This is a genomic window from Gimesia sp., from assembly GCF_048262075.1.
Lineage (GTDB): Bacteria > Planctomycetota > Planctomycetia > Planctomycetales > Planctomycetaceae > Gimesia.
Window position 1 is genome coordinate 48523 of sequence record NZ_JBLXFK010000002.1, and the last position, 20443, is coordinate 68965.

Genomic DNA, 20443 nt, shown 5'->3' on the forward strand with positions numbered 1-20443 from the left:
TTTTTCATAATTTTTTAGAAGATTTCCAACCAGCCTTCCGCCTTCTGTGACTTTTCATAAGATTGTTTATGAACTGATTCCCCACATAAAAAAAGGGGTGGCTGTTTCCAGCCACCCCCTCACTCAGGTAGAAAATCAACCCAAGCAGGCACGAATCTTAACGAATTCGTTCTCCTAGTAATCGCTTTCCGGGTCCGCCAGTAATTTTGCTGGTGGAACGTTGGCGGCAATCTTACCGAAGGCAGTCAGTAACTGTGACTTCATGTCTTCAATCGTAGCGCCACCAGGGGCATCAATACAGATCCCATTGCACGCTTTAGCCATGGCCTGCATTAAATTGCGATCCGCTCCTTGTCCTACAGTCATGGTGTGAACCGTATACCCCAGGTTAGCTGCTTCCACAGCCTGCCAGAATGCATACTGTTTATCCCGATCATTTGTGGAATAGTCAGACTGACCATCATCATCGAAATCGGTCACTTCATCCCAGTTCCAACTTCCCGGCAGTGACCAGCCCGATGGCGAGCGGTTCGCATTACCGTCGGTCATTACCAGGATGGTAGGACGAGCACCAGCACGGCCATGGGACTGCAGTAATTCTCTTGCATCTTTAATCCCATAACCCATACCAGTGTAAGGAGCATAGTGAGAAGCCTGCTTGTGTCTCTGGATCATATCAACATCCGAATATCGATTCGTGATGAGTTCATCTCCCAGATCTACAGACTCAGAAAGACCCTCTTCATTTAAAACAGACTGAACACGTGATGTATCATCATAAGTAACCAGTCCAATGTGATCGCCAAACTCCAGACCGCTGAGGAACTGGGTAAACAGCGTCACCCCCTCTTTCATCGCATGGAACGGATAAATGGGAGCCCGCCACAGATCTTCAGACTGGCTGTTCAGCTTGCGTTGCTCAATCAGGAACCCCATCAAAGTACGGTACCCATATTTTTTGCGGTACCCATAACTCTTGACAGTGCCGTCTGAACGAACCCATTTGATATATTTTTTCCAGAGGTTCTTATTCGTATTGCCAGAAGGCTCGCCATTCAGACTTCCATAGTAATTCTTACCTTCCTGAGGGAAGGGGTATTTCAAATTACCACTGGAGTCCACTTCATCGAGATCCAATGACTTGAAGATATAGTCATCGTTTGTAGAACTGATATATTTTCCATTTGCGGAATCGATTTTTCCATAACCCGATGCCGGAAATTTCAGTTTTCCTGTGTCGGAGTAAGTCGCCCCGGAAGCGACCAGGGTATCCCAGATTTCATCCAGGTTGGCTTCGACAGCCGATTTCCCCAGACGATAAGAGGACATCGCATCAAATTCACTGTCGTAACTCATCGAACCTGAATAGTCGAGTACGAGTACGATATCGCGGGCTTCAATAAATGCGATTGCGGAAGTCGTCACAGCGGCTGTTTTTTCACTCATGAATCCAGCAAAGAACAGCGGTAGACGCGAGTCGGGCTGTCCCTCAGTGGCATTATCTTTACGGGCAGTGACTTTCACCACGTTATAAGGTTTGGCGCTTTCACCCCAGACCATATGAAAGGTTCCCGCGCTGTCCTGGTATCGTTTACCGAATTCGACATCGGTCTGAGGATCAATATAGACCCCGTTCAGCCGCGCCACCTTTTCAGCAACAGCTCTGGCAGTTTCGACGGCAATCGAATTCGCATCCTGCACATCGCCACTGACATTGTCGCTGCCACCGATACCATCAGCCGTCGTCTGGACGGCATCGGTAATCTGCTGAGCCGCTGCCAATGCTGCCGCTTCGACCGCATTTCTCATTCTTGTCTTGGTCATTGTTATCACAGCGATGTCGATACCGAACGCCATGAACCCCATGGTTGCGACGAGGAATGGCGCTGCCATTACCATGAACGCACCGCGACGACTCTGGTCGTGCGGGGAACTGGTTTCCTCACCTTTCAATTGTTGCAGTTGTCTCATGTTTCCCCCTCTTGTACTCTGAAATAGAGTCATAGACACTTAAGTAAATTGTGCATTTCTAGTTGACAATCTTGGTCGTACCATTATTCAAAATCAGATCCCATACAGGATTACCACTCATTGGTTCGGCCATCGAACCTTCCAGGTCCATGATATCTGATAACTTGGAATTGGAGGCCCCCTCAGGAATCTCGATCCCTATTCGAAATAACCGGTTTCGGTTGCTGGAATTGCTTAAATCAAAATTATTTCCAGAGCTGGGGGGATTTGGCATGGGGTCTAGAGGAACTCCATTTTCATCATCCGCATGGGTAATTGTGACCACCAGATTGGTTTCATCATTTTCGATTCCGGAGGCACGCAGGAAATTGCGGACATCCAGAATGATTTTATCATTCAGAGTCTTGCCAGCAGGAAGTTTTAAGCCGGCATCCATCGACGCCAGGCGGCCTGCCTGGGCCAGGGCAGCGTCCATAACGGTCGTGGTGTGAACGGCCTTTCGCACCGCTACCATACCCAGTAGTAACGCCAGAAATACCGGCGCAATTAATGCAAATTCAACCGCTGCGACTCCGCGACGGTTTTGCCTGGAAATGACTGACTGACTTCTCTGTTTTTGCATGACTTGCATAAGTTTGCTCCTGCAGGCGGTTGCTTGCCGAAATAAGTAATATTAATTTCTCTCTGATTACTCGTGCCGTCTGACGGAATGTCCGGATAAGACCATGCTCTTTTCTTTTTCGGCAGCCTCTGCGGCTTTGACCGGATCAACAAAAAACGAGCTCAGTAATCGTACATCTTTATAGGGTACTTCAACGCGAACCAGGAATAACTGGGCTTTATTCGCGTTGGATAATTCGAGATCAGGCAGCGTCTTGTAATTAATTTGCGATACATCGACGCCGGGGGTATCAAACTGACTGGCATCTTTGACCATTACGTCAGCCAGGCTGGCATCGAAGACGGTATTCAGCAGATTTTTCACTTTGGTTTCGACTTGCGCGGTCGTCACTGCTTCACAACGCCCCAGTTTCGCGCCTTCCTGTGTCGCTTCCTGGATAATATTGGAAATCATGTAGGCATAGCCAAATTCAAAAATGGCGTACACGAATACAAGAAAAACCGGGGTCACGAATGCCAGTTCCACTAATGTGGCACCGGAACGTGCTTTTTCCGATTTTTGATTGAATGCCATTCGGCGGTGCCGCTTTAACATATTTCTGCTCTTGAAAAAGTTATGTATGTCCCTCCATGGTCATATCTGTCTAAATCTGCTGACGTGCAGTGTGCCGGGAGAACTATCTTCAAGAGGGGCTGGTATCGTCCATTAAAACAATAGCTCAGAATTTGTCTGCTGCAGGTCTTTTTTCACAAAATCCCGGAATACTTTTGGTGTTGATAAATATCAACAGGTTCCCATAATGCAGCAGCAGCCCTTCGAGCCCTGCAGAAAAAAAACATCATTAATTGGGCTGTAATCGTGTTATTTGTTAATTTCTTGTGTCTGAGAGACTGATATCAAGGCCCTTCAATTGAAATTCATGTTGCATTAGCGATACACTGTCTGCAGTCGTGCCAGCTGGTTACATGAAATCAATAAAACAAGATATGTTTTGGCAGAAATAAATTATGGGTAAAAAGGCATCGTCAACGATCAAGGCAGGCTCAAACATCCAGGTGAAAGAAGGGATCTGTGTCCCCGAGTTTCCGGAAATCTGCTGCGAAGGCTGGACGGGTATGGTCGTCGAAGTGCGTGGTAAGAAGGTTTCTGAACGAACCTATATTCTTGAATGGGATGCTGAAACAGAACAGAAAATGCCTGAAACCTATAAGTCCCAATGTGAAGAGCAAGGGCTCTTTTTCAAGATGGCCTGCCTGCCCGGTGATGCATTAACTCTGCTGGAAAATTAAAGCGGCACATCGTCCCGCCGGAAGAATTCAGAAACATTGTTCGCCTGGAGTTCAGCTGCAATATCTGATATTGCTCTTCCCAGACCAGGCACACAATACTCCGGAGCCACTTCAGCCAGCGGCACTGCCAGAAAGATCCGACTGCTGATCTCTGGATCTGGGACGATACGATGGGCAATCTGCAACTGCGCTTCGTTAAAGAGCACCAGGTCGATATCAATCGTACGTGGACCATTTTTATTCAGGGGGTCACGCACACGAAACAACCGGGCCTCAATTCCCGGAATGACTTCATCCCAGATTCGCTGCGCATCACATTCGGTCTCTAACAGCACAGCTGCATTTAAAAAATCTGCCTGATTTTCATCACCCACCGGCCGACTCTGCCAGACGGAAGATTTCTGGATGATTTTACCACAGCTTTCCAGCAGCCTCACCGCCTGGGGAAGATTGGACTCAGCACGAATATTACTGCCTAAAGCGAGATACACCTGATTCATTTCAGACTCCTGAAACATCCTCACGTGTTCTGAAGACGGTCACTCCAACCGACCGGGCAAATCGCAGCGCACCTGGTTTCTCAATCTGTACCCTTGCTGACTGAACCTTGTGGTCCTGCAAGCAGATCCGCGCCACTTCGTCCGCCATTTTCTCCACCAGTTGATAATGTGAATTTTCAACCAGTTCAATGATCTCTTTAGTGATCGTTCGATAATTCACGGCATCGTTGATATCATCTGACCGACCTGCTGTTTTCAAGTCCACCTGCATGGTGATATTGATCAGCACATCCTGTTTTTTTTCTCTCTCTTCATCGTTGATACCGATAATCGTACGTAACAGTAAGTCGGAAATATGAATTTGATCGGGCATTTTATTGAGAGTAGTTTAAAATAGGGCAGACTTATGATGCAGACCGGCTACAATGTTTAAAATACTATAGTCACTATCCACCCGATTGCACAGCGAAGAATTCCTGACTACTGGCAGGAACACATCGATTGACAGCACGAACCTCCACCGTGGGATTGCCAATACAATGAGTAACGAAATCAACCATGCTCCCGTATCAAGACGACACTGGCTGAAACAGACCCTGATTCAATCAATGGGGCTCGCTGCCCTCGGCCAGTTGCAGATGCCTTCCGCGATCGCAGCCCCCACAAAATCACCGGAGCATCCGCCGGTAATCTTACTCAGGTCAGGCTGGCAAACCGTCAATATCGGCGATATCGGACATTCCCCCGGCATCTTAAAACTTCTGGAAATATATGCCCCCGAGTTTGAAATCATTCTCTGGCCCAACAGTGTCGATCGCGGCGTGGAACCGATGCTGCAAAAACGTTTTCCCAAACTGAAAATTGTCAAAGGTCGGTTAAACCGTAACGGAAAACTGGACTCCCAAGAGTTACAGCAGGCGTTTGATCAAGCTGATTTCTTTCTGCACGGCTCCGGCCCCAGTGTGGTTTCACGCCGGGAACTGGCATTCTGGAAAAAACAGACCGGTAAACCGTACGGCATCTACGGCGTCACCGTTTCCGAGATCAATCCGGAACTACATGAACTGCTCTCGGGCGCCGATTTCATTTTCACCCGTGAAACACATTCGCTCAAAAACCTCAAAGAGGCGAAAGTGACTTCAGCGCATCAGGACTTTGCCCCCGATGCAACCTTTGCCATTGACCTGACGGATGACACCAAAGCATCCGCTTTTCAACAGAAACATCAACTGGAACCGGGTAACTACCTGTGTGCTGTCCCGCGTTTACGCTATACCCCCTACCACAAAATCCATAAATCCAGTCGCTGGTCCAAAGAAAAGATCGAGGAAGTGGAATCGATTAATAAACAGTATCAGGAGCAGGATCACGCCAAGCTGCGGGCTGCGATTATCGAGTGGGTTCGCACCAGCGGACAGAAAGCTGTCGTCTGTCCCGAAATGACTTATCAGACAGAAATTATTCAACCCCTGGTCATTGATCCGCTGCCAGCGGATGTCAAATCGAAAGTCGTAGCCCACGATGAATACTGGCTGCCTGATGAAGCCGGTTCATTGTATCGCGATGCTGCCGCTGTCGTGAGTATGGAATGCCACTCTCCCATCATTGCCTGTGCGTTTGGTACTCCCGGGCTCTATGTCAGACAGCCTACTGATACGATCAAAGGTCAGATGTGGTACGACATCGGATTAAAAGACTGGACTTTTGAAATCGACGAGGTCAACCAACAGCAGATTGCCGAGCGTGTCATTCAGATTTATAAACAAAATGCCCAGACAGACGACAAGTTGAAAGCAGTCATGCAGTCGATTCACAAACGACAGCAGAAAACCATGCAGACTCTGAAGCAGGCCGTCCTGAAAGCGCATTCATCCTGATCTGATATCAGCAGTGTGAAATTATTCCAGCCCGGCCGTGAGTTGCTCTCCACCGGCGACCGTCAGCACTTCACCTGTCACGAAATCAGACCGCAAGAGGTAGAGCAGGGCATTACAGATTTCATCGGTACTTCCTGCCCGTTTCAGAGGCACTTTCTGCGCCCGCTTGTCCAGATAAGACTGGTCTTCTCCCGGCGGAGGCAGGATGGCACCCGGGGCGATGGCATTGACCTGAATCGCAGGTGCCAACTCCAATGCCAGACATTCCGTAAGCGTGACCAATCCCGCTTTAGAGATCCGGTAGGCCAGATGTCCTTTCCCGGCCCGTTGGGCGCGCCAGTCCACAATATTCACAATCTGACCGGCCTGCCTGGGCGGGAGTAGTTTCGCAAACCGCTGGCAGAGAAAAAAAGGAGACTTCAGATTAATGTTCAGATGGGAATCCCAGTCTGACTCGGTGGAATCTGTAAGACTTTTATTTTCGAAGACGGATGCACTGTTAATCAGAATGTCGACTTTTCCGAACTCGGCAATCGCCGCTTCGAAGATGACTGCCGCTGCTGTCCCGGGGTCCGAGAGATTCGCTGAGACACGAGTCGCATTACGTCCCCGCTCACGAACCTCCTTGCATGTCAGCTCGGCTTCCTCTCGCGAACGGTGATAATGAATACAGACATCTACCCCGGCGTCCGCTAAAGCCAGTGCCATTGCCCGACCGATTCGTACCGCAGATCCTGTAATCACTGCGACTTTGCCTTCCAGATTCAACGTCAACTCCCTCCCAGGGAAACAGGAATAAAAAAAAGCCCCAGTCATCAAACCAGGGCTTAAACGAGCTCTATTGACGAGGGTTCGTTAATCTATAGCTGAAACAACTTCCTTGACAACCGGGGTTCTTCCGAACGCCCGTTCAATTTTGCCAACCAGGATCTGCTTTGTGAAGTCAGATTTCAGAATATAATCACTCGCTCCATGGTTAAACGCCTGAATGATTGATGTGGTGGAACGATTCGAGGTCATCACCAGCACTTCTACACCTCGTGTGAGAGGCGATTCCTTGATGAATTTGACAGATTCCGCATGATTTCCATCAGCCCCATCCAGATCGAGTAAAATCAGATCAGGCGTATTCAAGGCGGCGTCAATAAATGCTTCTTCAATCGAAGCTGCTGTTTGTACGCAATATCGTTCGTGTAACAGCCCTTTAAACAATGCACGATTCATTTCGTCCTGATCAATGACAATCACACGTTTCCTGTCACCAGTTTCGTGTTCAAAATCAATAATCTCCCCCAACTGGCCTACAAAGCCAAAATAGACCGCCAGACGCCCGATACCAGTCTGAAAGATCCCGCAGCGGGAACCCGCTTCCGGGGGATAAAGTGTATCAATCTGGTCTGTTTCAATCACGGTGGGGTGCCCGAGTTGGAATCCCATATGATCTACGGCTTTTTTTGCCTGGCCTGCAATCATGTTGGATAACTCGCAGGCAAAATCGGTCAGGACGTGCTCATCGTCAGCCAGTTCCTCGTCAATCAAGAGAGAGACTGCCTGCGAAACCAGTCCACGGGGGACATTCACCACCACGATCCCTTTCCCGGGACCATTGACTTCGATCGCTGAGCTCTTATCAAAGCGCGGCGCTTCATCGACTTCAACAATCTTTTCCAGCTCGGCTGTTGTGCCGACAAAATATTTAAATACATCAATCACAGAATTTATGACCGGATCTGAAAACCGCCTGGTCAATGTCTCTGTCGTATGTGTTGCAGGAATAAATGACATAACTGAACCCGTCTTTTACAAACAGTTGTATCTGAAGAAAGCTCTTCTCAGAAGCAGGAACTGACCCTCAGCCCCGTTTCTAAACTCCAGAACATATTCAAATTTGATATTGAGTTCTTAAACTATATGTCAGAATTACCAGCCCGCTGGAAGCGATTATTTCTGAAACAGGGCTCTCATTAGGCACTAGCTCTCACAGTTGTTAAAATCAATACGATCGGCTTTGGTCCACGCTGACTGAGCAGACCCGGATCAGCAACTGATCTCATCAATTGCCCTTTATATTAGCAGCGAAAGCAAACTTCCCCAATACCTGCCTTCAGGCGACGAAAGAATCATCTATGAAACCTCGATTTTCTTTTTTTTGTATTTTTTTCATCTCCTTTATTGGACTGCTTTTATGTCAACCAACCTTTGAAGCATTTGCCTCCACAAATCCGGCAGGGAAATCCGAGTGGTCAGGCAGACAGGATACATGGCATGGATTTCAGCGAAACCATTTTCAGATTGAAGGCCGCAAGTGTTATGTAGTCATTCCTCAAAAGGTCGCTCCTGGTAAGCCCTGGGTCTGGCGCGCTCGATTTCCTGACTTCCACTATGAAATGGATGTTGAACTGCTCAAACAGGGATTTCACATCGCTTACCTCGATGTCGCCGATCTGTTTGGATCGCCCCAGGCAATCTCATACGGGAACAAATTCTATGACGACCTGACGCATAAACATGGATTTCAGGCCAAGGTCGCTCTGGAAGGAGTGAGTCGGGGCGGGTTGTTCATTTATAACTGGGCTCTCGCGAATCCGCAAAAGGTCAGTTGTATCTACGCGGATACTCCTGTTTGCGATTTCAAAAGCTGGCCGGGCGGTAAAGGAGCCAGTGCTGGCTCCAAATCTCGCTGGCAAGCCTGTTTGAAAGCCTACGGTATGACAGAAGCGGAAGCCCTCGACTATAAACTCAATCCGGTTGATCGCATCCAGGTCATCGCCGAAGCCGGGATTCCTGTACTGCACATCATTTCGGAAAATGATCAGGTTGTCCCGCCCGCCGAAAATACACGTTTGATGTTCAGCCGTGTTCCGGAACAATTTCGAAAGGATAATTTCAAAATCATTTCGGTAAAAACAGGGACCGAAAAATCAAAAGGGCACCACTTCACGCATCCGCATCCCGAGCAGGTCGTTAACTTTATCAGTCAACATACGCTGCAGAAAGACGCGAATCGTCCTTCCAATTAATTTAACAGGATCATCCAAAAAAACGAATTGGATGCTTTTCTTTGCTCTCTGGATCGGAAACAATAGAATAAAGCACGCAAACATCATAAACAGAAGCAAAACAAATACTTAATGAATTGAGTCATCCCCGTGTCTTCCCACCGTGTCTCCTCACAGACTGGCATCAAAGGTATCAGGCAATTCGACGCTCTCCGTCGTACTGCCGGTGTTACTTTGTTCTGCCTCCTGTACCTGGTCACCAACACGGGGATGCTGCCGGGATTACAGCAGGGTAAAGGCTGTCGCTGTGCTGAACAGAAAAAATCCAGTAATGACTGTTGCTGCATCAACAAATCTTCCTCCAGAGATTCCCAATCAGAGGGTGCTTGTTGTACGACCCGCAGGCAGAAACCCGGCAGTTGCTGTGGAGTGAAAAAGAAAACAGCGCCCAGAAACCAGCAGGAGTCGAAACACCTGCAGCTTTCACGGTCCTGTGGTTGTGGCGATTCATCCGATAACGCACTTTCCGTAACATTCCCCCGAAACCTGAATTCTCGTCCCACACTTTTGAACTCAAATGGCTTACAGACCATTCTGACTTTCAGTGATGTTCCTGCTGTTTCAAGGGTATTCACCCCGGATACTCCACCTCCTCGCGTCTGAACCTGTTCCACCTCTTGCATGTTGGCAGCGCGAAGTCGATTTTCATTAATCCTGAATCGCCGTGCCTGCAAACTTTCTCGTCCAGACTATCGGTGCCGCCCGAATTTCCCGGCCACCACCCCTGATACAGAACAGGTATTCTTGAAATGAAACATCAAACATCCCCCTCTCGTCGCGCGCCTCACGGCTTTACCCTGATCGAACTCCTGGTTGTCATTGCCATTATCGCAATCCTGATTGCGCTCCTGCTCCCCGCTGTCCAGCAGGCCCGCGAAGCAGCCAGGCGATCGACCTGCAAAAACAGCCTGAAACAGATTGGGGTCGCCTTACATAATTACCACGACTCGCACCAGTCCTTTCCCCCTGGTTACATTGCCAGAAATGTCACAAGTACTGTTGACAGCACCACTGAGACCGGCACTGGTTTTGCCTGGGGAGTAATGTTGCTCCCCTTTCTGGATCAGTCTCCACTTTATAATCAACTTAACCTCAATCTGGATTGCACCGTCAGCCCGAATATTGGTCTTGCCACGTCAGCAATCCCGATCTTTCGCTGTCCCAGTGATACCAACCAGGGAGTGTTTACGGTTTCCGATGGTTCCAATACGTACGACCTTTCTTCTGCAAACTATGCCGGAATCTTTGGTTATGGGAATTTGACATCTTCCCCGGGAAATCCGGATGATAAAGGGATCCTGTTTCGTAACAGTAATGTGAAAATGCGTGATATCACTGACGGCTCCTCGAATACCATTGTCGTCGGCGAGCGGTCACATCAGCACCAGTTCGTCGGAGCGACATCGGTTATCCAGGCCGATACGACCTGGTATGCAGCTATTCCCAATGCCACGCGCCCCGCAGGCATGTCCATGGCCTCCATGACCGAAGGCCCTGCATCCCTCATTCTGGGACACGTCGGGCAGGGGGGAATGATGACGATGCACCACCCGCCCAACACCACTAACCATATCGCCAACTTCTCCAGCAAGCACGTAGGGGGAGCTCATTTCCTGCTGGGGGACGGCGCCGTCCGTTTTCTGAGTGAGAACATGAACTATGACACCTTCCGGTATCTGGGAACGATCAATGATGGAAATGTCATCGGTGAATTCTAGAATGTGTTCCGTTTTACTGTAGCGTCTCCAGTGCTATTGGGACCAGGTATCATCGTACTCAAGATGCGATCTACAGGGAGACGAAATCTCTGGTCAGCAACAGGAAATCAGCCTCGCAACCGTTCTTCGGCTGCGGGGCGATTTCTTAAAAGGCCCTGAAGAAAACACTTATCGCTTTCCTGCCTCCCCACTGACCTGTTGAAACCAGCACGGAATCCGACCCATTTCTTCGGGTAGTTCCTGCGCATGACGGGTACGTTCCCAGTCACTCTAAGCACTCGAATCCAGGGTAGCGAGCTTCCTGCGGAACCCAAAAGCCTGCCAGTAGTTGCTACTTCGACCCCGGGGCCGGGAAACTGTTTTTCGATTTTTGTAAATTCCGCGCAATTTCGTCAGTTTATTTCTTGTATTTTATTCCTTAATGACATAATAATCTCGCACTTTAAAAATTGCGTACCGATATAGGCATTACGATTCGAAATAGTCTCGAACATTTCATCAAAATCGGATGCCTGTTTTTTTCAGGCACCTCTAGTGGAGGGTTTATGAGTTGCATAAAGGAAGACATCTTCTCATTGATTGTCGTAATGTCTCGCGGGACATTTGTCTAAACGACCAACTGGTTCTTGAAGCCATGGCGCGTGGTGCTACCCGCGCTGGTGCAACTGTGATTTCACAGGTTAGATATCACTTCGGTCATAATTCAGCACCGGGCTTCACCGCTATGTGCCTTCTTGATGAAAGCCACTGCTCAGCACACTGCTATGCCGACCTCGGCTTAATCGCTCTGGACGTCTTCACCTGTGGCGAGACCGACCCAAATGACGTATTACGTTATATTCGGGAAGAAATCGACCTCGGTGATGTCAGCATTCTGGAGATGCCCCGCTTCCCCATCCCCAATGGGAAACCTGCCTTACAGGAAGCGGCCAGCTACCCTTGTGAAGCTGACCAGGTCGTCGCTCTATAAATTCTCAACATTTCTACGCTCTACCGGGAAACCACTGGAACTGCCTACAGTTCTCAGACAGGACGTGGTAGATTAAAACTGTTGTTGAATTCTTGTCATAAGTACTGCATTCAGGCAAGTGTGCTCCAATTACAATCAACGAGCGCACTTGCCTTGCGTTATGACGGGGAGAGTACGTCCATACTATTAAGTTCTATCAGGGAAAGCAGAACATGAGTGGAGAACGTGAGTTCCACGACGGTCGAGGTGACGGATTAAAACCTTTAAAAAGCCTGGATCTTTCCAGCGTCAACTCGTTCGCCGAGTTGTTGCAGGCAATGTCCGAAACCGCCTTTTCGGGTCGAAAGCTGGGCGTGGCTTATGACATCCTGCTGGAAATGTCCAAAGATACAAATTGCAAAGTCGTCCTGACCCTTTCTGGCGCCATGACCGTTGCCAAGCAGGGTAGTATCATCTGCGACATGATCGATCGTGGCCTGGTCCATGCGGTTGTCGCCACCGGTGCTCTGATTGCACACGGACTGACGGAATCGATCGGACTGGTCCATTACCAGTACAACCCCAACGATTCAGACGAAACACTCTACAAAAAAGGTTACAACCGTATCTATGATACGCTCGAGATGGAATCCAATCTGAATAACGTTGAACGGCTCGTCCGGTCCGTACTCAGGGAATCCAAACCGGAAGACGGGGTCTGGTCATCCGCTCGCCTGTGTCGCGCTCTTGGACAGCGACTCTCCGAAGTTGACGAAGGCCGAGGCATTCTCCGCAGCGCCTATGAACAGAAAGTGCCCGTTTTCATCCCCGCCTTCACTGACAGCGAAATTGGACTCGATGTTGCCACCTGGGCGATGTCAGAACACATCACACAGTCGGGTAAATCGGCAGAGCAACTCGACCAGGCGGAAATTCTGACGGCACTTCCCAGCTTCAATCCATTCATCGATCTCCAGGAATATGCCGGCCTGATGCGAGACGCGGTGACACTGGGCATCTTCACTGTAGGTGGCGGTGTCCCCCGCAACTGGGCGCAACAGGTGGCTCCCTACTACGAAATTGCCAACTACCGTCTGGGCACGGAATGGAAGGAACCCCGGTTCAAATACGGCATTCGCATCTGCCCGGAACCGGTTCATTGGGGAGGCCTGTCAGGCTGTACCTACTCGGAAGGGGTCAGCTGGGGGAAATTCATCTCTCCACAAGAGGGAGGACGCTTCGCGGAAGTTTATTCCGATGCGACCGTGGTCCTGCCTCTACTGATGAAAGCCGTTTTCGAAAAACTGGACGAAACCGCTTAATCACTACTGATTTCATCCCACACAGCCCAGCGGAGTGCATTCTGGAATGCGGACCGTGGACCGGGATAACGCTCACAATGCGGGCTGAACAGAAACACGCGCCCCTGACCATGTCGGCCTGATACAATTGCCGGCGTGTCCGTCAGGGTGCTGCTTGTCTTCTTTTCTTTGGGCTCTGATCGGAACCACGCCAGTATCTTGATGTTCTCATCAGCTTCTTTCTGTTTGCGAACTTTGACCGGTCCTCCTGAGAATTTCGCAGGATACAGCCCTTTCACCCTGATTTCATCGTGCGCCTGAAAGTCCAGTTTAACCTTCCCGACACCAGATGACCCCGCCACATCAATTGGCAACAGATGCAATTTTGAATCGCTGTCCGAACTGGCCAGAAACATTCCCGCACAGATTCCCACATAGCCTCCACCGGATTCCACAAACCGGACAATCGCCGCTCGGCCATTCTGTCCCAGTCCCCGCGACTGACGATTCGAAAGTCCGCCCCCCACCAGCAGGACATCATAGCGGGACAGCGCACCGGCCTGGATCTCAGTCGGGCCAATCAACGCCGTCTGAAAATCGGGTAATGCCTCCAGTGTCCTTTGAATCCACACCGGATCATGACCACTGCTGCTCACCGCTCCTGGCCCCTGGTAGATGGCCACCCGAATCCGTCCTGCCTCACGCTCAGCAGGCATCATCTCATCCAGAGAACTAGCCACAGGACGCATCTGTAATTCAGTCAGCAAGGCATGCACCGCAGCACGCTGCTGCCGGGTACGATACCATACCCGTCGCTCACCAGGATCCTTGGCTGACGTGACGACCACGAGTCTCGAAGGTTCATCGGCTGCCTGTTTCGCTACCAGCAGAGATTCCCAGTGGGGCTCCTCGTCGGTTGCCGCTGTTTGGGCTGCTGCCGCCATCGAGACCAGCAGTGGAGGCATTCTTTTCGTATCCCCGGCGCCGAGAACCCGCGATCCCTCTGCCTCGGGAATCAGGGAATGCGCATCAAATGACTCCGTCAACTCCACCACCCAGTCCGGTTTGACCTGCTGCAGCACCTGTTCGACACTCTCTCCCCACTGGCTCTGCTGCCCCAGTCGATCTTGCTTCTGCTGAAGCAGCCCGGGTCTTGCATTCACATCCAGGATCACTACCAGAGAGCCGCGGGTAATCTTCCAGTGCGCAACCTGTTGCGCCGCCCGCACCCCGGCATCACCGACATCAGCAGAGACCCCCATCACAGCTACTACCGGTCCGGGCTGATCACTGGTCTTTTGCAAATATTCGACGGGCGATGCATTTGCGCTTTCCGTCAGTAGAAAGATTGAAAGACAACACATCACACCAGTTAAAATAGATCGCGTCATGCCCCTCTCCAATAATGAACCAAAACAGTTTCGTTCCAGGAGAAAGTAACAGGACCTTCCACACGGTTTCAATCCAACCGGCGCAGTGATGTCTGGACCGCACGTCAGTAACTGCTGCGGGAACAAGTCTCCTCTGGGACTGTATATGTAGTATCTGTGGATCAATCAGTGGATCAATGGCCGGTGCCTGTCTCATTTTGACTAACTTTATTTACTGATTCTTCATCGAAATTAAATGGGAATCAGCAGAGCGATCTCATTTCGAAGCGGGGGACAGACGCGGATCCTCTTGCAGATAACGGGCGATTCCCCGGCCCAACTGACGTCCCACTGTCATATATCCCTGTGGGTTGCTGTGCGGCGTATTCCAGCAGGTTTCCAGCGTAATACCTACCACATGCTCACGCGTCTCACTCCGTACCCAGTTACTGGAAATCTCCTTCCAGCGTTTGTCATATTTGGGACCGGTCGAGGGCGTACTCCGATCCAGTTTCAAGGGCTCTCGCATCTCCTCGCGGCAAACAGATATAAACGCATCCTGAAGAGCCATACGGCGCTCCGTATCGAGCTCCGGCGGAGCAATATAAAAGTAAGGCTGCTTCGAGTTCGCTCCTGGATTATGCAGGTCCACAAACATCACCAGCCGGTTCTGCTGATCGAGCTGCTTTAGTGATTTTATCGCGGCCTGAACCGCATTCCAGCGCGGATGCTCCGACCAGTCTCGGTTATGATCGTGCGGCACCTGATTTTTACCACCATTGCCGGTCGCTACATTATCGATGTCCATGATCGGCACAAAGTAAATATCAGCCTGTTTTCTGAGAGCAACCGCCTGTGGATGATCGCTGACGGCCCATTCGATAAAACCGCGGCCTACCCAACTACCACCGGATTCCCAGGCATGCTGCCGCGCCTGAACCCAGACAACCATCCGCGATTCATCTTTCTCACCAGACGGAGAAACAACTAAAGCAGGCACACGGCGCCCCGCGCGAGTCTTACACAACTCAAATTCCGTCACATTTGCATATTTCTGGCTCAGTCTTTTGACCAGTTGTTCTGCATCAGTGGGAACGAAAGGTGGCCCCCAGGCAAACCAGGCGACTTTTGCATCCGGTTTCACTTTCCACTTGCAGGACTCTCCCTGCTTTTTACCCGGTGAAGTCTGTGACCAGCGACGTTGATCAGTACTGAATGCTGCTCGCTCAGGTAGCGCCCATGATGCAGACAACTTCTGACCGTTCGCCTGTTTCAGTTGACTGGCATCGACGGTCACCGTGAGCTCTTCTCCTGGCATCACCCCCGTTACCTGGAAGTACCACCAGCAGGGCCAGCCAAATTGAGGATCACCGGCGGGACGAACCAGAATCGTGCGCTGCTTCTGGTCGATTTCTATGACTTCCGCAGAGCCTCCCGGAAAATCAGAGGAGACCGCCAGATCCTCAGCTGAGGCTTCAGAAACGATAAGAAACATCGACAACAGAATGAAGCAGCACAGTCTCGTCATCGTTTCTCCCCGGCTGGATTATTTCAGAATTCCCTCAGCAACTTTACCTTGTCCCGGTTCCACTAGAGCCACCGGCTGTGCATTATGCTCAAAATGTAATTCGTCCGCCTTCAGACCAAACTGGTGCAGCAATGTCGCATGAAAATCATGTTGAGTGACAACATCTTCGACAGCCCGGTGACCAAAATCATCCGTCGCTCCATGAATGTGTCCCTCTTTGACTCCCCCACCGGCCATCCAGATACTGAAGCCTTCCGTATTGTGATCGCGGCCCGGTTTTTTGCCCGCCCCACGATCCTGCACGACGGGCAGACGCCCCATTTCACCGCCCCATTGTACCATTGTCGAATCCAGCAAACCACGCTGTTTCAGGTCAGTCACCAGGGCTGCACATGGTTTATCACAGGTTTTACAACGGGCTTCCAGTGCCGCAAAAATATTCTCGTGCATGTCCCAGGCATAATTCCAGATCTGCACAAATCGTACACCACGTTCCACAAATCGACGGGCCAGCATACAGGCATCCGCGAACTCTTTGGTTACCGGATCATCGGCTCCATACATCTGGTGGGTTGCTTGCGTCTCTTTGGTCAGATCCAACGCTTCGGTCGCAGCGGTCTGCATCCGGGCTGCCAACTCGTAACTCGCAATTCGAGCGGAGAGATCGTCTTCTCCGGGATGTCGGTCCAAATGAATCTGGTTCAGCTCCTTGAGCAGATCCAACTGATTACTCTGCGGCTTTCCGCGGAGTTGTGAAATCGGATTCAGATTGGCGATCCGTGGTTCTGATTTACTGACGACGGTTCCCTGGTAAAGTGATGGTAACTGGCGGCTGTCCCAGTAAGGAGAACCAACCGGATTGCGGGGAATCGTAATCGCCACGAATGCCGGCAGATTCTGTGTCTCGGCTCCCAGACCATAGGTCACCCAACTCCCCAGGGAAGGCCAGCCTTCACGCCCGCGGCCCGTTGTCATTGCCCGCATCCCCGCCACATGGTTCCGGATGTTAGGCAGTTGCATAGAGCGAATCAGCGTTACATCATCGACAATCTCGCCGAAGTGAGGCAGCAGGGCCGTGTTGATTTCCATTCCCGATTCGCCGCATTTTTCAAATGTGTCAGGGGCCGGCATGATAATGGAAGTCGCCTGGCCGGCATTGTCATATTTAATGCCATCGCCGGGGAAGCGTTTGCCCGCATATTCATCCAGCGTCGGTTTCCGGTCAAACAGATCCAGATGACTGGGACCGCCCCCGCAGAAAATCGAAATCATCGATTTGGCCCGGGCAGGATGACTCGTTTTTTTCGGTTTCAGATCATACGTAATCTCTTCCAGCGCCGGTTTTTCCGGTGCCCCCAGCAACTGGTCGTCTTTTAACAATGTCGCCAATGCCAGCGAAGAAACACCAAATGCACTCTGCGCCAGAAAATGGCGGCGGGAACCGTTTGAATAATCATGACTGTTCTGAAACACAATGCACACCCTTCGGAGAGGTTCTCATTAGACAGACATCTGATTGACGTCTGAACTTAAACCATTTATTCGACATACAAAAACTGATTGGTACCAAACAGGACATGGCACAGTGAAGTCAAAGCTTCCTGTTCTGGATTTTTGACTTTTTTCGCCTGGTATTCCTGTAACTGCAACTGATAATGCTTCTCCAACGCCTGCATTTCTGCTGCAGACGGTTCATGACTCAACGCCAGTTCCCAGGCGGTCTGCACCAGTTTTGTTGCCTCAGCAGATTTTCCCGCTGCTGCCAGCACCCGTTTTGCGAACGCGACAGACTGCTCCCGCATGAACTCGCTGTTCAACAACGCCAATGATTGCGTCGCCACGGTGGAAGAGACCCGCCGCTCGCAGTTCGGCTCCATACTCGGCGCATCAAAGGCATTCAGCATCGTGACCGGTTGAGTCCGCCTCACCTGGATATAAATAGAACGCTTTAATTCACGTCGATCGGGAGAAACCTTGCCCGCACCCACAGTAATGATTCCACTGTCAGCCAGGGAGACCGGGATCGGTGCGCCAAACTGGTCTCGATTCAGTTCGCCACTGACGGTCAGAATCGCATCGCGAATCGATTCCGCTTCCAGCCGCCTCAGATTCATCCGCCAGAGCAGTCTGTTATCCGCGTCAACCGCCATTGCTTTCTCGGAATGAGAAGTCGAGGTCTGACGATACGTCCGCGATGTCATGATCAAACGATGAATCCGTTTCAATTCCCAGCCATGTTCCATGAAGTCGGCTGCCAGCCAGTCGAGCAGTTCGGGATGCGTGGGAGTTGCGGAGCGTGAGCCAAAATCTCCCGTGGAATCAACAATCGCCTGCCCGAAATGATGCATCCAGAACCGATTCATTAACACGCGGGCCACCAACGGATGCTGGCCAGTGGTCAGATAACGGGCAAACGCCAGTCGGCGCCCCGACGTTGGCACTGCAGGATCATTGACGGGAAAAGTATTTTCGGTTTTGGAGCCAACAACTGTCAGTCCGCCCGGCGCAATCTTTTCTGCTTCGGGTGAGGACATGTCCCCTCGATAAAAGACAAACGTTTCAGGCAGATGCTGAGTGTCTTCGGTCGCAACCCTGATATATTCAGGTTGAGGAATCTGCTTTCTTAGTTTGTCCGCCTCCGCTTTTACATCTTCATAACGTTTTGCCAGTTCCTTGCCATCTTTATAGCGTGCCAGAAACAAATGCAGACGCCCGGGGACCAGCAGATCCAGCATCGGATATTTTTTCTTAAGGAAATCCACCTGTTCGGTAGTTCGTTCCTTAACTGTGGTTTCATAAGCGGTTTTGGCTCGTTCACGATCTGCTTCAGGAACTTCCTTCAAAACCCGGTCCGCGATTAACTGCGTCACTTCTGCCTTGATCTGATTATGCTGCACGTCCAGTTTTTTCACTTGCGCAGACAGTTCTGCCGCTTTCGTTTTTTCTTCCTTTGACATCAAAGCCGCACGGCGACTGGCTGGTTTCCGCCACTTGTCGGCATCATACACGGGGGCAATTACAGCGCGCAACCGATAAAAGTCTTCCTGGGGAATTGGATCAAACCGGTGATGGTGACATTCCGCACAACCGACGGTCATCCCCAATAATGAGGAAGACATAATCTTCACGGTTTCCGTAATCACCTGATTCTGCGCCAGAGCGGGGTCCATCGGACTCGATCCCGTTCCATCCGGAGCCAATCGTAAAAACCCGGTCGCTGTCAGCTTGTCACACACAGCCGGATCCTGGTCTACCAGTTTCTGCGCTGTGGCATGCGTGGCTTTGACCAGTTCATCACCTGCCAGTTGCTCTTGAATAAACTCATCCCACGGCTTATCTGCATTCAAAGCGCGAATCACATAATCGCGATAATGCCAGGCATCCGGGCGAATCACATCTTTATCGTTGTAGCCTTCCGAATCAGCATAGCCAGCCACATCCAGCCAGTGCCGCGCCCAGCGCTCGCCATAATGCGGAGACGCCAGCAGACGATCCACCATTTTCTCATACGCTTCGGGCGACTTGTCTGCCAGGTATGTTTTCACATCTTCCGGAGCAGGGGGGAGGCCCGTTAAATCAAAGGCGGCCCGCCGGATCAACGTCAGTCGATCTGCTTCCTCAGAAAACCAGAGCCCATTTTCCGAGAGCTTACGGGCGACGAAAGCATCAACCGGATTTACGGTCGACGTTTTTACTTCTTTGGAAAGACGTGCCACTTCTGGCTGCTTCGTTTTTTGAATGGGTTGAAATGCCCAGTGAGAACGTTCGGCTTCTGTCATCAGAAAATCACCGGGTTTCACTTCGCCTGCTGGCTCCGGTCCCGCAGCGGCTCCCTGGTCGATCCATCTGGCAATCACGGACACCTCTTCGGGTTTCAAACGCAGTTTCTCATCAGGAGGCATGTCGCCTGATTCCACATATTGAAACAGCAGGCTGTCAGCATGATTGCCGGGAGTAATCGACTCTCCCGAATCCCCGCCTTTCAAAATCAAACGCTTTAACCGCAGGTCAAGTGCGCCGGAAAGCTCTTTTTCTTCCCCGTGACAGTGAAAGCAATAGGCCTTGAAAATGGGGCGGATATCTTTTTCAAATGTCAGTTGGTCATCCGAAGCGCCAGCAGAGGGGCTCCACGCAAACAGAGAGATCAAGCCGGGCAGCAATAGTGCATTCACTCGGTAAAACAAAGCGTTGTTCCTTCATGTCGGGGAACATCTTTTGGGCGGGAGTCATTTCGCTGAACTCAACGAATATAACTACAG

At 50.6% G+C, this 20443-nt stretch carries 18 protein-coding genes; 7 read left to right on the forward strand and 11 right to left on the reverse strand.

Annotated elements, in window-relative coordinates; translation table 11 throughout:
• Nucleotides 1-174 precede the first annotated feature (174 nt).
• From ACN0YH_RS03885 to ACN0YH_RS03895, 3 genes are read right to left on the reverse strand one after another with little or no spacing between them, the layout of a single operon-like run.
• Nucleotides 175-1971 (reverse strand): pilus assembly protein TadG-related protein, encoded by a 1797-nt coding sequence (locus ACN0YH_RS03885; protein WP_417378245.1) that lies wholly within the window; start codon nucleotides 1969-1971, stop codon nucleotides 175-177.
• Between the two features lie 58 nt (nucleotides 1972-2029).
• A complete protein-coding gene (locus tag ACN0YH_RS03890) occupies nucleotides 2030-2602 on the reverse strand; it encodes a TadE/TadG family type IV pilus assembly protein (protein WP_417378246.1) in 573 nt (190 codons plus the stop codon).
• 57 nt (nucleotides 2603-2659) lie between these two features.
• Complete coding sequence (locus ACN0YH_RS03895) at nucleotides 2660-3187, reverse strand: TadE/TadG family type IV pilus assembly protein (protein WP_417378247.1); 528 nt, start codon at nucleotides 3185-3187, stop codon at nucleotides 2660-2662.
• Between the two features lie 413 nt (nucleotides 3188-3600).
• Between ACN0YH_RS03895 and ACN0YH_RS03900 the strand changes: the two genes are divergently transcribed.
• Nucleotides 3601-3882, forward strand: coding sequence for a hypothetical protein (locus tag ACN0YH_RS03900; protein WP_417378248.1), 282 nt, complete (start codon nucleotides 3601-3603; stop codon nucleotides 3880-3882).
• Here the strand turns inward: ACN0YH_RS03900 and folK are convergent.
• Both folK and folB read right to left on the reverse strand, forming a co-directional pair.
• The gene (gene folK, locus ACN0YH_RS03905) at nucleotides 3879-4382 is read right to left on the reverse strand and encodes a 2-amino-4-hydroxy-6-hydroxymethyldihydropteridine diphosphokinase (RefSeq protein ID WP_417378249.1); all 504 of its coding nucleotides are present in this window, start codon (nucleotides 4380-4382) and stop codon (nucleotides 3879-3881) included. The two genes, ACN0YH_RS03900 and folK, sit on opposite strands and share 4 nt — an antisense overlap.
• Before the next feature lies 1 nt (nucleotide 4383).
• The gene (gene folB, locus ACN0YH_RS03910) at nucleotides 4384-4755 is read right to left on the reverse strand and encodes a dihydroneopterin aldolase (protein WP_417378250.1); all 372 of its coding nucleotides are present in this window, start codon (nucleotides 4753-4755) and stop codon (nucleotides 4384-4386) included.
• A 166-nt stretch (nucleotides 4756-4921) separates the two neighbouring features.
• Here folB and ACN0YH_RS03915 point away from each other — a divergent pair, with 166 nt between their 5' ends.
• Nucleotides 4922-6259, forward strand: coding sequence for a polysaccharide pyruvyl transferase family protein (locus ACN0YH_RS03915; protein WP_417378251.1), 1338 nt, complete (start codon nucleotides 4922-4924; stop codon nucleotides 6257-6259).
• A 21-nt stretch (nucleotides 6260-6280) separates the two neighbouring features.
• Here the strand turns inward: ACN0YH_RS03915 and ACN0YH_RS03920 are convergent, their stop codons facing one another.
• Nucleotides 6281-7027, reverse strand: coding sequence for an SDR family oxidoreductase (locus tag ACN0YH_RS03920; RefSeq protein ID WP_417378252.1), 747 nt, complete (start codon nucleotides 7025-7027; stop codon nucleotides 6281-6283).
• An 87-nt stretch (nucleotides 7028-7114) separates the two neighbouring features.
• Nucleotides 7115-8044, reverse strand: a complete 930-nt coding sequence (locus ACN0YH_RS03925) for a chemotaxis protein CheX (RefSeq protein ID WP_417378253.1) — start codon at nucleotides 8042-8044, stop codon at nucleotides 7115-7117.
• A 341-nt stretch (nucleotides 8045-8385) separates the two neighbouring features.
• On the opposite strand from ACN0YH_RS03925, the gene ACN0YH_RS03930 reads away from it, so the two are divergent.
• The 5 genes from ACN0YH_RS03930 (at nucleotide 8386) to ACN0YH_RS03950 (ending at nucleotide 13307) form a co-directional block, all read left to right on the forward strand.
• Nucleotides 8386-9279, forward strand: coding sequence for an alpha/beta hydrolase family protein (locus ACN0YH_RS03930; protein ID WP_417378254.1), 894 nt, complete (start codon nucleotides 8386-8388; stop codon nucleotides 9277-9279).
• Between the two features lie 129 nt (nucleotides 9280-9408).
• Entirely contained in the window at nucleotides 9409-9921 is a 513-nt protein-coding gene (locus ACN0YH_RS03935) for a hypothetical protein (protein ID WP_417378255.1), read from the forward strand.
• Between the two features lie 146 nt (nucleotides 9922-10067).
• A complete protein-coding gene (locus ACN0YH_RS03940; RefSeq protein ID WP_417378256.1) occupies nucleotides 10068-11036 on the forward strand; it encodes a DUF1559 domain-containing protein in 969 nt (322 codons plus the stop codon).
• A 550-nt stretch (nucleotides 11037-11586) separates the two neighbouring features.
• Nucleotides 11587-12006 (forward strand): adenosylmethionine decarboxylase, encoded by a 420-nt coding sequence (gene speD, locus ACN0YH_RS03945; RefSeq protein ID WP_417378257.1) that lies wholly within the window; start codon nucleotides 11587-11589, stop codon nucleotides 12004-12006.
• 212 nt (nucleotides 12007-12218) lie between these two features.
• Nucleotides 12219-13307 carry a deoxyhypusine synthase family protein gene (locus ACN0YH_RS03950; protein WP_417378258.1) on the forward strand — a complete coding sequence of 363 codons (1089 nt, stop codon included), beginning with the start codon at nucleotides 12219-12221 and terminating at the stop codon, nucleotides 13305-13307.
• Here ACN0YH_RS03950 and ACN0YH_RS03955 read toward each other — a convergent pair.
• From ACN0YH_RS03955 to ACN0YH_RS03970, 4 genes are all read right to left on the reverse strand, one after another.
• Nucleotides 13304-14677 (reverse strand): BPL-N domain-containing protein, encoded by a 1374-nt coding sequence (locus ACN0YH_RS03955; protein ID WP_417378259.1) that lies wholly within the window; start codon nucleotides 14675-14677, stop codon nucleotides 13304-13306. The two genes, ACN0YH_RS03950 and ACN0YH_RS03955, sit on opposite strands and share 4 nt — an antisense overlap.
• Nucleotides 14678-14933: 256 nt before the next feature.
• A complete protein-coding gene (locus tag ACN0YH_RS03960) occupies nucleotides 14934-16184 on the reverse strand; it encodes a M14-type cytosolic carboxypeptidase (protein WP_417378260.1) in 1251 nt (416 codons plus the stop codon).
• 18 nt (nucleotides 16185-16202) lie between these two features.
• Nucleotides 16203-17657 carry a DUF1501 domain-containing protein gene (locus ACN0YH_RS03965; protein ID WP_417378261.1) on the reverse strand — a complete coding sequence of 485 codons (1455 nt, stop codon included), beginning with the start codon at nucleotides 17655-17657 and terminating at the stop codon, nucleotides 16203-16205.
• A gap of 65 nt (nucleotides 17658-17722) precedes the next feature.
• The gene (locus ACN0YH_RS03970) at nucleotides 17723-20368 is read right to left on the reverse strand and encodes a PSD1 and planctomycete cytochrome C domain-containing protein (RefSeq protein ID WP_417378262.1); all 2646 of its coding nucleotides are present in this window, start codon (nucleotides 20366-20368) and stop codon (nucleotides 17723-17725) included.
• Nucleotides 20369-20443 lie beyond the last annotated feature (75 nt).

Coding starts and splice junctions, on each gene's coding strand:
- ACN0YH_RS03885 (WP_417378245.1), bottom strand. CDS start 1,971: ATGAGACAACTGCAACAATTGAAAGGTGAGGAAACCAGTTCCCCGCAC.
- ACN0YH_RS03890 (WP_417378246.1), bottom strand. CDS start 2,602: ATGCAAGTCATGCAAAAACAGAGAAGTCAGTCAGTCATTTCCAGGCAA.
- ACN0YH_RS03895 (WP_417378247.1), bottom strand. CDS start 3,187: ATGTTAAAGCGGCACCGCCGAATGGCATTCAATCAAAAATCGGAAAAA.
- ACN0YH_RS03900 (WP_417378248.1), top strand. CDS start 3,601: ATGGGTAAAAAGGCATCGTCAACGATCAAGGCAGGCTCAAACATCCAG.
- folK (WP_417378249.1), bottom strand. CDS start 4,382: ATGAATCAGGTGTATCTCGCTTTAGGCAGTAATATTCGTGCTGAGTCC.
- folB (WP_417378250.1), bottom strand. CDS start 4,755: ATGCCCGATCAAATTCATATTTCCGACTTACTGTTACGTACGATTATC.
- ACN0YH_RS03915 (WP_417378251.1), top strand. CDS start 4,922: ATGAGTAACGAAATCAACCATGCTCCCGTATCAAGACGACACTGGCTG.
- ACN0YH_RS03925 (WP_417378253.1), bottom strand. CDS start 8,044: ATGTCATTTATTCCTGCAACACATACGACAGAGACATTGACCAGGCGG.
- ACN0YH_RS03930 (WP_417378254.1), top strand. CDS start 8,386: ATGAAACCTCGATTTTCTTTTTTTTGTATTTTTTTCATCTCCTTTATT.
- ACN0YH_RS03940 (WP_417378256.1), top strand. CDS start 10,068: ATGAAACATCAAACATCCCCCTCTCGTCGCGCGCCTCACGGCTTTACC.
- ACN0YH_RS03950 (WP_417378258.1), top strand. CDS start 12,219: ATGAGTGGAGAACGTGAGTTCCACGACGGTCGAGGTGACGGATTAAAA.
- ACN0YH_RS03955 (WP_417378259.1), bottom strand. CDS start 14,677: ATGACGCGATCTATTTTAACTGGTGTGATGTGTTGTCTTTCAATCTTT.
- ACN0YH_RS03960 (WP_417378260.1), bottom strand. CDS start 16,184: ATGACGAGACTGTGCTGCTTCATTCTGTTGTCGATGTTTCTTATCGTT.